Origin of the sequence: Roseinatronobacter monicus (assembly GCF_006716865.1) — a bacterium.
In the GTDB taxonomy this organism is placed as follows: domain Bacteria; phylum Pseudomonadota; class Alphaproteobacteria; order Rhodobacterales; family Rhodobacteraceae; genus Roseinatronobacter; species Roseinatronobacter monicus.
Map to the genome: position 1 here is coordinate 3408689 of NZ_VFPT01000001.1, position 11426 is coordinate 3420114.

An 11426-nucleotide genomic window follows, 5' to 3' on the forward strand; every position below is an offset into this window, starting at 1 on the left:
AAAGATGCGGTCCATGTCGGTTGAAACACAAGATCTTCTGCGCGAACTTGCGCAAAACGCGGAAAGCGTATGTCGTCATTATCTTCCCGCCGGACGGCGGGAAGGGTCTTACTGGATGGTGGGCGATCTACAAAACAGCCCGGGCCGGTCGCTCTTTGTGCGGCTTACCGGGCCAACATCCGGGCCGGGGGCGTGCGGGAAATGGAGTGATTCCGCCACGTCGGAATATGGAGATCTGCTGGATATCATCCGAGCGCGCACGGGGATCACGCGGTTTCCCGAGCTTCTGGACGAGGCCCGCGCGCATCTTGGCCGCCCAATGCCGGTGATCCCGGATGCGCCAAGCCCTCGGAAAGCCAAAACCCCCGGTGGCACACCAGCAGCGGCGCGCCTGTTTGCGGCCGCAAAGCCGGTCGCCGGCACGCTTGCCGACACTTACCTCCGCGCCCGGGGCCTCACCCAAGGCGGCATGATGAGCGCCCTTCGCTTCCACCCGAAGTGCTGGCATCGCGATGAGGGCCAGAGCAAGCCTGTCCCCAGACCTGCGCTGATCGCGGCTGTCACCGATGGGGCAGGGGCCTTGCAGGGCGTGCATCGCACCTGGCTGGCGCCTGACGGACAGGGCAAGGCGGCGGTCAAGACGCAGCGGCGTGCCATGGGTCACCTTCTGGGCAATGCCGTCAGGCTGACCCCGCAGCAAAACATCCTCGTGGTCGGCGAGGGCATCGAGACCATGTTGTCGCTCACGCAAGCGGTCCCCGGCCTTCCTGTCTGGGCGGCGCTCTCATCGGGTCACCTCGGGGCCGTCCTGCTGCCGGAGGGTTTGCAGCGCCTCTACATCGCCATCGACCGCGATCCGGCCGGCCAACGCGCGGCAGAGAGGTTGAGCGCCAGAGCAACCGAGGTCGGGATTACCGTCCGGATGCTGGAACCACGGCTCGGGGATTTCAACGATGATCTCCGAGCGAACGGCGCGGAGGCGCTGCGCCAGCATCTGGCAGGGCAGATCGGGCCCGAGGATCGGCAGCGCCTGTTCGGCTGAGCAGCAACGCGCAAGGGGCGGTTCGGGAATAAGGGGCAGGGTTTCAGCAGTCCTGTCGCGGGTGTGGATCACAGTCTTTGCCGCTTTCCGGGGTAATCTCATCCCCCCGACACCCGTGCGGCCTTCTCAGAGATGGGCGTGCTGCCGTCAAAGGGTCCGCCCCCTCAAGGGCGGCAGTCAGGCTATTTCCGCCGCAGGGGACGAGCCCCCACTTTGCATCGCGAAACAAATAGCCTGCCTGCCGCCCTCCTCCACTGCGTTTCGGCCCCAAAGGGGGGGTGAAGGGGCGTCCGCCATGACGGCTCAGAGCTGCCCATGAAGGCCGCGCGGGATGTCGCGCGGACGAGACAAGCCCGGAGGCAAGACCAGAATGACGATCCACACCCACGACGACGCGTATGAACCCGCCCACACCGCATCCCAGACCGCCCATGCGCTCGAAGAGCTGCAGCTCTATGGCTACCGTCCCTTTGACGACGAGCCCGATCCGCGCCCGATGCCGGATGCCGACCACCTGCGCCGCGCCGCTGCCGATATCTTCGATGCGCTCATAGGCACGCTGGAAGACACCCGCATGGAACCCGACATGGAGGAATTACTCTGGGGCCAGGTCAACCTCTTCCACCGCGCGACAGCACGGATCGACCGGTCGCTCGATGAGAACGAGCAGGCGCAGCGCCGCCTCCAGCGCGAGCAGGACGGCTCCGAGGTGAAATCCACCGAGCTCGAGCGCCTGATGGCTGAAGGCCTGACGCTGATCGAGCGGCGCAACTGCATGGACATGATGCGCGATCACGCCGCCACGGAATTTATGCATCACACGGGATCCGCCTGGCGTCCCCGCACCGGATCGATGGTGAACCGCCAGCACATGACCGCAGCACTGATCGACAGCCGCGACTTCCTGGCCGCCAAGCGCCGCGCGAAAACCGAGGTGATGCTGCCCGCAGGCCCCAAGGTTGCCCTCACTGGTGGCAGCGATTTCAACGATCACCGCCTGATCTGGGGCAAGCTCGACCAGGTCCGGAGCAAACATCCCGACATGGTACTCTTGCACGGTGGCAGCCCGAAGGGCGCAGAACTCATCGCCGCCAAATGGGCCGAAGCCCGCGGCGTGACGCAGGTGGCCTTCAAGCCTGACTGGACCAAGCATGCAAAGGCTGCCCCCTTCAAGCGCAACGACGCAATGCTGGACGTGCTGCCGGTGGGTGTTCTGGTCTTCCCGGGCAATGGCATCCAGGAGAACCTCGCTGACAAGGCCCGCAAGCTGGGCATCCCGGTCATGAAGTTTGAGAAGGGGGCGTAAGCCCCCTTTCCCCTCACGGCGACATCACAGCGGAGGACATCACGGTGGAAGCAAGCGCTTTCCCCTGATATCATGGCACAAACCCCGCGCCCGGATTGCGACATATTTGATGCCGTCAGCCAACTGGAGATCTTCCCGACCGACCTGCAGATGCGCCGGGTCGATCCAGCGCGCAACATGCGCCGCTTTTACCGCATGAGCATCCAGCCCGACCTGTTCGGCGGTGCCAGCCTCGTGCGCGAATGGGGCCGGATCGGATATCGCGGCCAGATGATGATCGAGCCGCATGCCGATGAAGGCCAGGCCGTGACCGCACTGATGAAACTCGCGCGCGCGAAACAGCGGCGGGGATATGCGTGACGCGGGCGCGGCAACACGGCGCATATCCATCAAAGCTCTGGGAATAGCCACATGGGACAGATATCCCATAACGCATATTCAAGCTATGCATATCGGGATATCCCGCTGCAACAGGGCGGAGCTTGTGACTGGCGGCTGTGCGGGACTTTGCGGTCGTTTGCCTCCGCGCGGAATCAAGGGCGTCAGCCCCCCGCGCATCGCCGGGCCGCCCACGGGCACGGCGATTTGGCTGCCCCAAGCGCGAAGCTCTGATCTTGCTCGGATTTGGCTGGCATAAAGTGCCATAAATCAACCGGGGATCGCCGCACCGCGGCCCGACGCTGCGCGGCTTGGTGCATCACCTCAACTTCCGCAAAGGGCTCGAAGCAGCAATCGGGTAGCTTATGTCCGGTCGCAAATACTACCCCAGATACGCCCGCAGCGCCGCTGGCGGGTTGTCCAGCAGATGCGCGGTGTCAAACGGGCCTTCGGCCATGCCATCCGCCACCAGAATGGTCTGCTCCGCAACCGCACGCGCGTCGCTGATATCATGCGTGACCATCAGCAATGTCGCGCCCGTCTCGGCGCAGATATCGGCCACCAGTTGCAGCATTTCGACCTTCAGCGCCGGGCCAAGGGCCGAAAACGGCTCGTCCAGCAGCACCAGCGGCTTGCCCTGCAACACCACCCGCGCCAGCGCCACACGGCTTTGCTGCCCGCCCGACAGTTGCGCGGGGCGGCGCGCGCCAAACCCCTCCAGCCCCACACGCGCCAGCGCCGCCGTGACCTGCGCGCGCTCGGCCACACTCAGGCGCAATGACGGGCGCAGGCCCAGCGCCACATTGTCAAAGGCCGACAGATGCGGAAACAGGTTGTTGTCCTGAAACAACACCGAGATGGGGCGCGCTGCCGGGCCTTGGTCTGAAATGGTCTTTCCCGCCCAGATAATGCGCCCTTGCGTCGCAGGCACAAAGCCCGCAACCGCCCCCAACAATGTCGATTTCCCCGCCCCTGACGGCCCGATTACAGCCACGCGCGCGCACGGTTCGACCGCCAGATCAGCGCGCAGCGCGAAATCATCCTGCGTGATCGTCACCCCCTCAAGCCTCAGCAAATCCACGCCCCCATTTGTCGAAAATCCAGAATAGCGCAAGGCTGGCGCCCAGCAACACCAACGCCGCCCCCGCCGCATCATCCAGCCTGTAGGCGGTCATCAGGCGATAAAGCTGCATGGGCAGGGTTGCCCCCTCGCGCTCGGCAAACAGCATGATCACACCCAGATCGCCCATCGACAAGGCCGCCGTCAGACCAGCGGCAAAGCCCAAAGGGCGGCGCAGACGCGGCAGGGTCACGATGCGCAACCGCGCCCAGCCGTGCAGCCCCAGACTGTCGGCCAGCCGCCCCTGACTGGCCACCACCTCGCGCAGGCCCGGCAGGATCAGGCGCAGGGCAAAGGGCAGCGCCATGCCTGCGTTGACCAGCATTGTCACCACCAGTGCGAAATCGCGCGGGTTGGCAAGCGGGCGGATCAGCAGATACAGACCCGTGCCGATCACAAGGGGTGAGGCGGCCAGTGCCGCCAGCCCCAACCATTCCAGCACCGCGCCCCGCGCGTCCCCTGCAATCAGCACCGCATGGGCCAGCGCCAGTGTCATCGCCAATGTCACGCCCGTTGCGCCCAATGCGACGACAAGCGAGCGGCCAGCCGCCTGCCACACCTCAACCGGCAGACCCACGACATGCGGCGCGCCGCGCATGACCACCAGCGCCAGCGGCACCAGCAGGAACAACGCGCCCCCAACGATCAGCGCGCCATCCCACAGGCGCAGGCCCGCAGTGCCTGTATCGAAACGCTGCACAGGCCGGTCCATCCCGCCGCCAAGGCCGGATGGCAACGCCATCCGCCACGCCAGCACCCCCGCCCCCGCACACAGCCCGAATTGCACCAACGCCAGCATCGCCGCGCGGCCCATGTCGAAATCAAACCGGAATGCCTGATAAATCGCCAACTCCACTGTGGTGGCGCGCGGGCCACCGCCCATTGTCAGTGCCACGGAAAAGCTGGTCAGGCAGATCAGGAAGATGACCAGAAACGCCCCCGGCACCAGATCGCGCAGCATCGGCCATTCCAACTGGCGGAAATTATCCCGTGGCCCAAAGCCCAATGTGGCCCCAAGGCGGAACCGCTCTGCCGGGATCGCAGCCCAGCCTTGCAGCAGAATGCGCGTGGCCAAGGGCAGGTTGTAGAACACATGCGCCAGCACGACGCCATGCAGACCAAATATGTTCAGCCGCGCAAGGCCTAGCCCCTCCAACCCCTGATTGACCAGCCCGGCGCGGCCAAATACTGCCAGCAACCCCAGCACGGCGACCAAGGTGGGCAGGATAAACGGCGCGCCCATCAGCATAATCAGCGCGTCCCGCCCGATGAAACGCCGGCGTGCCAAGGCCCGCGCAATCGGCACGGCCAGCGCAACCGACAGCGCTGCCGATAAAAGGGCCTGAACAAGGGTAAACCGCACCGCCGCCCAATCGGCACCGCGCAAGGCGGTCAGCCCTTCGGCGCGCCAAGCCACAGCCCCAAGCGCACCGAAATTCAGCACCACCAGCCACGCTGCAACGCCCAGACCCGCCAGAATGGCGGCTGCGCGCGCTGTGCGGGCCGGGTCGCGTGTCACCGGGTCATGCCATCCAGCCAATGCGCCAAGGCAGGTGAGCGGCGCGCATCGGCTTCATCCTCGGTCAGGAAAATCGCGGTTTCGGGCAAGGGCAGATCGCGGAACACTTCTGGCCACTCTTCACGCGGCAGGGCCGAAGGGTAGGACCAGTTCGCCGTTGCGATCATCTGCTGAAATTCATCCGACAGGATATAAGCCAAAAAATCGCGCGCAAGCTCTGGCTGTGCGGCCCCTGCCAATATGCCCGCTGCCTCGGCGGTGAAATAATGGCCTTCGTCGAAAATGGCCGCCGCCTTGGTGTCATCATCTTCGTCCATGATGTGATAGGCAGGCGATGTGGTGTAACTCAGCACCATGTCAGCTTCGCCATTGGTGAACATGCCATAAGCTTCGGACCATCCCGCCGTAACGGTGACGGTCTTGGCCGCAAGGTTTTCCCAGATGCCCAACGCATCGTCGCCATACAGCTGATCGACCCAAAGCAGCAGCGCCAGCCCTGCACCGGACGAGCGCGGGTCTTGCCAGATCAACGAGATGTCATCGCGCTCGATCAGTTCGGCAAAACTGGCGGGCGGGGTTTCCAGCCGGGTCTGGTCATAGACGAACGCCACATAGGACCAGTTGAACGGGATGAATATGTCGTCTTCCCATGTGACCGGCACACTCAACGGGGAAAGATCCTGTCCGTGGTCTGCAAACAGCCCGGTCTGACGCGCGCGCAGCAATTCATCCGTGCCAAGCCCGATGATGACATCGCCTTGCAGCCGCGCGCCATCCAGCATCAGGCGTGGCAGGACATCGCCCGTGCGAAATTCCAGCGTGCAATCGCAGCGCGCCTCGAATCCCTCTTTGATGGCAGGGCCCGGCCCCCAGCTTGACCCGAAGTAATCAGGGGCCAGCACGGTCAGGGTATCTGCCTGCGCTGCCCCCGCAAGGGTCAGCGCCGCAATCGTCGCATATAGGGGACGTGTCATTGTTTCTCTCCATCTCTCTTGCGACAGGCGAAGAATGACGCGGGCAGATCGCCCGAACCTTCCCTCCGCCGGTCCGAACCGGTTCAGGTTCAACGGGTTCGCGCATAGCGCATCTCAGCCCTGTAGGGGCACCCCGAGGTAGACCGAGAGTTAATCGCTTTCCGACGCCCGAGCAAGAGCAGTGCTTGAGCCTTAGGCACCTTGCCGCTAAGTGTTTCGCATAAAGGAGTCCGCGCGCATGAGCTTCAACACATTCGGTCATCTGTTCCGCGTCACCACTTGGGGCGAAAGCCACGGACCAGCCCTTGGGGCCACGGTTGACGGGTGCCCACCCGGTGTGGCGCTGGACGCGGGCATGATCCAGCACTGGCTGGACCGGCGCAAACCCGGCCAGAACCGCCACACCACGCAGCGGCGCGAGCCTGACACCGTGGAAATTCTGTCTGGCGTGTATGAAGGGCGCACCACTGGCACGCCGATTCAGTTGATGATCCGCAATGTTGACCAGCGGTCCAAGGATTACGGCAATATTCTGGACACATTCCGCCCCGGCCATGCCGATATTACCTATTTTCAGAAATACGGGCTGCGCGACCCGCGCGGCGGGGGGCGGTCATCCGCACGCGAAACTGCGGCACGCGTAGCGGCGGGCGCGATTGCGCGTGAAGTTCTGAAAACCCTTGCGCCAAATGTCACGATCACCGGCTATATGGTGCAGATGGGGCCACACCAGATTGACCGGTCGCGGTTTGATTTGGCCCAGATTGACCGCAACCCGTTCTGGGTGCCCGATGCGCAAGCGGCAGAAGACTGGGCATCGGCGCTGGACCAGATCCGTAAGGATGGCAATTCCGTCGGCGCCATGATCGAGGTGGTGGCTGCGGGCGTGCCAGCGGGCCTTGGTGCGCCGATCTATGCGAAGCTGGATACCGAACTGGCCGCCGCGATGATGTCGATCAATGCGGTCAAGGGTGTAGAAATCGGCGCAGGCATGGCCGCCGCCAGCCTGACCGGCGTGGAAAACGCCGACGAGATCGAGATGGGCGCAGATGGCCCGCACTACCGCACCAACAAGGCAGGCGGCATTTTGGGCGGTATATCAACGGGTCAGGATGTGGTGGTGCGCTTTGCGATCAAGCCCACATCGTCCATCCACACCCCGCGTGCGTCTGTCACGCGCGCAGGCGAGGCGACCGAGGTTGTCACCAAGGGCCGCCATGACCCCTGCGTGGGCATCCGCGCCGTGCCGGTGGGCGAGGCGATGATGGCCTGTGTTTTGTTGGATCAACTGTTGCTGCACCGTGCCCAGACAGGGGCCACCGGTCCAGTGGCCGAGATCGGGAAGAACGCGCCGGAGTGAGCCGCGCAGCGTCGGTCCGCGGTGCGGCGATCTGCCCATTGTGGTATTGCCCTTGTGGCAGCCAAATCGCCGTGCCGTGGTTGCGGCCCGGCGATGCGCGGCGGGCTCGCGCCCTTGATTCCGCGCATGGGCTTGTTAAAGCAGCGCCCTAGTCCGGCTTGCGCCCCTGCAAATGTTTGCGCAGCTTCGATGGCGGTGCTTTCTTGCGGCCCTTGAACGGGTTTTTATCCGCTTGCGAGCGCATGAATACCCGAATCGGTGTTCCGGGCATGTCGAAATGCTCGCGCAGGCCATTGACCAGATAGCGGGTGTAGCTGGCGGGCAGATCTTCGGGGTTCGAGCACATGATGACGAAACCCGGCGGGCGCGTCTTGGCCTGTGTCGCGTAGCGCAGCTTGATGCGCTTGCCGCCCGGTGCGGGGGGCGGGTGCGCCTCGACCATAGCGCCCAGCCACAGGTTCAGCTTCGCTGTTGAGATGCGGCGGTTCCAGACTTCATGCGCGCGCAAAACCGCGTCGTGCAACCGGTCCAGCCCCTTGCCGGTGATGGCCGACACTGTGACCAGTGGCGCGCCCTTCAGTTGCGGCAGCAGCTTTTCAAACCCGGCGCGCAGGGCTTTCAGCTTGTCCTGCTTATCCTCTTCTAGATCCCACTTATTCACCGCGATCACGACGGCGCGCCCCTCTGTCTCGGCAAAGTCGGCCATGCGCAAATCTTGTTGCTCAAACGGGATGGCGGCATCCAGCAGCACCACCACAACCTCGGCAAAGCGCACAGCGCGCAGGCCATCGGCAACCGACAGCTTTTCCAGCTTGTCGATGACCCGCGCCTTTTTGCGCATGCCTGCGGTATCAAAAATCCGCGTGGGCGTGCCCATCCAGTCCAATGAGACAGAAATCGAATCGCGCGTAATGCCTGCCTCTGGGCCGGTCAGAAGCCGGTCTTCGCCCAGAATCTTGTTGATCAGCGTGGATTTTCCGGCATTGGGCCGGCCAATGACGGCGACTTGCAGCGGGCGCTTGGCGCTGGGGGTGAAATCTTCGGGCGCGTCTTCGCTGACATCAAGGTCTGTCTCGGGCGCATCCACTGCCGCGCGTTCGGCGAATTCATCGGCGACAGGGCGCAGGATGTGATAAAGTTCATCCATCCCTTCGCCATGCTCCGCCGACAGGCGCAACGGCTCGCCCAGACCCAGCGCATAGGCATCCAGCACACCGGATTCGCCAGCACGGCCCTCGGCCTTGTTGGCCCCCAGAATCACATGATCTGCGCGCTTGCGCAAAATCTCGGCGAACATCTCGTCTGTGGGGGTGATGCCGGTGCGGGCATCGACCAGAAACAGGCAGATATCGGCCATGTCGACCGCGCGCTCCGTCAGCCGCCGCATCCGCCCTTGCAGGCTTTCGTCGGTGACTTCTTCCAGCCCTGCCGTGTCGATCACGGTAAAGCGCAGATCGCCCAAGCGCGCATCGCCTTCGCGCAGGTCGCGCGTGACGCCGGGCTGGTCATCAACAAGCGCCAGACGCTTGCCCACCAGACGGTTGAACAAGGTCGATTTCCCGACATTGGGGCGGCCTACAATGGCCAGCGTGAAACTCATGTCTCTCGTGCTCCTGAACGCAAACATGGCCCCGCAACGGGGCCATGCAGTTCCATTACCTGTTTATGGCCTTTAACGATAGGCCGTTAGCTGACCATCGCGTGACACGACATACAGCGTGCCCCCCACAACAATCGGCGCGACAGCCGCGCCCGAGCGCAGCTCTGTTTCGGCCACAAGCGCGCCAGAGGCAGGGTCAAAGCTGCGCAGCGCCCCATCGCCCGATCCGACGATCAAACGCCCGCCTGCCAGAACCGGGCCATAATGCGGATGAATCTCTGCCCGCCTGCGCTCGCGCGTCTCGGTGTAAAGCGACAGCGGAGTGCCCCAGACAAACGCGCCAGAGCTGGCATCCAGCCGGACAAGCTGGTTGCGATCCGACATCAGGAAGACAGAACCGCCGACAGGCCAGACAGGGCCATAGGCCGCTTCATCCGCTGTCCAGATGGGGCGTCCGTCGCTGCGGTTCAAGGCCATGACGCGGCCAGACTGGTTTCCGACATAGATCACGTCGCCCTGCACCACCGGATCACCCGTCACGTCGGTCACAGAAGCATAGGCTACCCCGATCCGTGTGCCAGCGACTGCGCGGCGCCACATGATCTGCCCTGTGTCGCGGCGCGCGGCGATCAATTCACCTGCCGAGGTTGGGAACAACACCATCTCGCCACTTACCGCAGGCGCAGCGCCACCCACCATGGACGAGGGCGATGGCGCACCCGAAAGCTGCCAGTTGGTCTGTCCGGTTGACGCATCCAGCGACCAGCCTGTGCTGTCGCTGGCCACGACATAAACCGTGCCGCCCGTAATTGTCGGGGCAGCCGTCAGCGGCGCGTCAAAGCGTTTGGACCACACTTCGGCACCGGTCGCCAGATCCAGCGCCCACAGCATACCAAAGGCCGAACTGACAAACAGCTTGCCATCTGCAATCGCCATCCCGCCGCCAGAGGCCGAGTCCGCGTTGCGGGTAAAGCCTGGGGTCAGATCGCGTGTCCATGCGACACTGCCGCCATTCGATACAGCCGTCACCTGCGCACGGCTGTCCAGTGTATAGATCAACCCGCCGCTGGCGACAGGTTCTGCCGTGATGCGGTGGCGACGTCCGTCACCTTGCCCGATGGGCACCGACCAGACAGGTTGCAGATTGCCGCCCAGCGCAGGATGCGCAATCCGCGAAGACGGCGCACCAAGCCGGTGCGTCCATTCGGAATTGCTTGCGCTTGCGGGCAATGAAATTGGCAGCGCCCGGTTCTCGGGCACCTCGCCCGCATCGTCAGAAAACGCAGCGCGCAGCGGAAACCGCTCGCCTTCCAGAATGAAGTCGCGACTACACGCGCTGACAAAAGTCGCCAATGCAAGCAGGCTCGCGCAGGTCCAGAGTTTCACCATATGCTCCTATCGCTCCAGCCCGGCTCGGTCGGGGTTTGCAAGACACCACAGTTCAGCGTGACGCAACATCGCCGCCCAACGCAACAACTAGCTGTGTCACCCGGCGGCGCAATGTGTCAGTCACATCTGATTGAGACAACAAGTCAGTCATGATTTCAATGGCTGTTTCAGGATTTCCCTGCTCCAGTTGCAAAAGCGCAGTCTGTTCCAACGCCATAGGTCGCAGCGGTTGCCCCGGTTGTGCAAGACCCGCCAGCAGCGATTCCCGCTCATCCATCGGAATATCGCTGCCGCCTGCGATAACCCGTTTCAGGGCCGCAAGCTGGCGATATGCTTCTGGCAATGCTGTATCTTCGGACGCGGCCTGCAATGCGGCAATGGCAGTGGCGCGGTCGGTTTCCATCAATTCACCGGCGCTGAGCAGTTGAATCATGCCCGCTTGCGCGCCCGTCGTTTCAATCTGTGCCAGCGCGTTCACGCGGTCTGCGGGGTCATCATTTTCAAGAGCAGCCAAAACAGAATCGCCAAAGGCTTCGGCATTGGCGCGGTCATTTGCCTTGCGCCACTCGTTCCAACCGGTGCCGCCCACGATCAGCAAAACCGCCAGAACCGCGATCCAGCCATACCGGCGCAGATAGCCCACCATGCGGTCGCGGCGCAGTTCTTCTGTCACCTCATTGAAAAAACTGTCGGGATTGCTCACGCGCCACCTCTGCCAAAACTCAGCCCCTCTTACCG

10 protein-coding genes and 1 riboswitch are annotated in these 11426 nt (G+C 63.6%); of the genes, 4 read left to right on the forward strand and 6 right to left on the reverse strand.

Annotation, left to right across the window (positions count from 1 at the left end; translation table 11 throughout):
* Positions 1 to 13 precede the first annotated feature (13 nt).
* From BD293_RS16220 to BD293_RS16230, 3 genes are all read left to right on the forward strand, one after another.
* Positions 14 to 1042, forward strand: a complete 1029-nt coding sequence (locus tag BD293_RS16220; protein ID WP_142083529.1) for a DUF7146 domain-containing protein — start codon at positions 14 to 16, stop codon at positions 1040 to 1042.
* 370 nt (positions 1043 to 1412) lie between these two features.
* Complete coding sequence (locus BD293_RS16225; protein ID WP_142083531.1) at positions 1413 to 2348, forward strand: DUF2493 domain-containing protein; 936 nt, start codon at positions 1413 to 1415, stop codon at positions 2346 to 2348.
* A 102-nt stretch (positions 2349 to 2450) separates the two neighbouring features.
* Complete coding sequence (locus tag BD293_RS16230) at positions 2451 to 2708, forward strand: WGR domain-containing protein (RefSeq protein WP_142084687.1); 258 nt, start codon at positions 2451 to 2453, stop codon at positions 2706 to 2708.
* A gap of 400 nt (positions 2709 to 3108) precedes the next feature.
* Here the strand turns inward: BD293_RS16230 and BD293_RS16235 are convergent, their stop codons facing one another.
* Genes BD293_RS16235 through BD293_RS16245 form a run of 3 tightly spaced genes read right to left on the reverse strand, consistent with a single transcriptional unit; the run spans position 3109 to position 6339 of the window.
* Positions 3109 to 3801, reverse strand: a complete 693-nt coding sequence (locus BD293_RS16235) for a thiamine ABC transporter ATP-binding protein (protein ID WP_142084689.1) — start codon at positions 3799 to 3801, stop codon at positions 3109 to 3111.
* A complete protein-coding gene (locus BD293_RS16240; protein ID WP_246086331.1) occupies positions 3788 to 5365 on the reverse strand; it encodes a thiamine/thiamine pyrophosphate ABC transporter permease ThiP in 1578 nt (525 codons plus the stop codon). The genes BD293_RS16235 and BD293_RS16240 overlap by 14 nt, the downstream gene beginning before the upstream one ends.
* On the reverse strand, positions 5362 to 6339 hold the full coding sequence (locus tag BD293_RS16245; protein ID WP_142083533.1) for a thiamine ABC transporter substrate-binding protein: 978 nt from the start codon (positions 6337 to 6339) through the stop codon (positions 5362 to 5364). Before BD293_RS16245 ends, BD293_RS16240 begins: the two co-directional genes overlap by 4 nt.
* Before the next feature lie 43 nt (positions 6340 to 6382).
* Positions 6383 to 6485, reverse strand: a riboswitch (TPP riboswitch).
* A 92-nt stretch (positions 6486 to 6577) separates the two neighbouring features.
* Between BD293_RS16245 and aroC the strand changes: the two genes are divergently transcribed.
* Positions 6578 to 7699, forward strand: a complete 1122-nt coding sequence (gene aroC / locus BD293_RS16250; protein WP_142083535.1) for a chorismate synthase — start codon at positions 6578 to 6580, stop codon at positions 7697 to 7699.
* Between the two features lie 148 nt (positions 7700 to 7847).
* Here aroC and der read toward each other — a convergent pair whose 3' ends face one another.
* The 3 genes from der to BD293_RS16265 all read right to left on the reverse strand — a co-directional run bounded on the left by der (position 7848) and on the right by BD293_RS16265 (position 11391).
* Positions 7848 to 9299: a ribosome biogenesis GTPase Der gene (gene der / locus BD293_RS16255; protein WP_142083538.1), complete on the reverse strand. Its 1452-nt coding sequence runs from the start codon at positions 9297 to 9299 to the stop codon at positions 7848 to 7850.
* A 72-nt stretch (positions 9300 to 9371) separates the two neighbouring features.
* Positions 9372 to 10688 carry an outer membrane protein assembly factor BamB family protein gene (locus BD293_RS16260; protein WP_142083541.1) on the reverse strand — a complete coding sequence of 439 codons (1317 nt, stop codon included), beginning with the start codon at positions 10686 to 10688 and terminating at the stop codon, positions 9372 to 9374.
* A gap of 52 nt (positions 10689 to 10740) precedes the next feature.
* A complete protein-coding gene (locus tag BD293_RS16265) occupies positions 10741 to 11391 on the reverse strand; it encodes a hypothetical protein (protein WP_142083544.1) in 651 nt (216 codons plus the stop codon).
* Positions 11392 to 11426: the final 35 nt, after the last annotated feature.

Excerpts from the sequence above, each read along its gene's own strand:
- der (WP_142083538.1), bottom strand. The coding sequence starts at position 9,299 with ATGAGTTTCACGCTGGCCATTGTAGGCCGCCCCAATGTCGGGAAATCG.
- BD293_RS16220 (WP_142083529.1), top strand. The coding sequence starts at position 14 with ATGTCGGTTGAAACACAAGATCTTCTGCGCGAACTTGCGCAAAACGCG.
- BD293_RS16225 (WP_142083531.1), top strand. The coding sequence starts at position 1,413 with ATGACGATCCACACCCACGACGACGCGTATGAACCCGCCCACACCGCA.
- BD293_RS16260 (WP_142083541.1), bottom strand. The coding sequence starts at position 10,688 with ATGGTGAAACTCTGGACCTGCGCGAGCCTGCTTGCATTGGCGACTTTT.
- aroC (WP_142083535.1), top strand. The coding sequence starts at position 6,578 with ATGAGCTTCAACACATTCGGTCATCTGTTCCGCGTCACCACTTGGGGC.
- BD293_RS16245 (WP_142083533.1), bottom strand. The coding sequence starts at position 6,339 with ATGACACGTCCCCTATATGCGACGATTGCGGCGCTGACCCTTGCGGGG.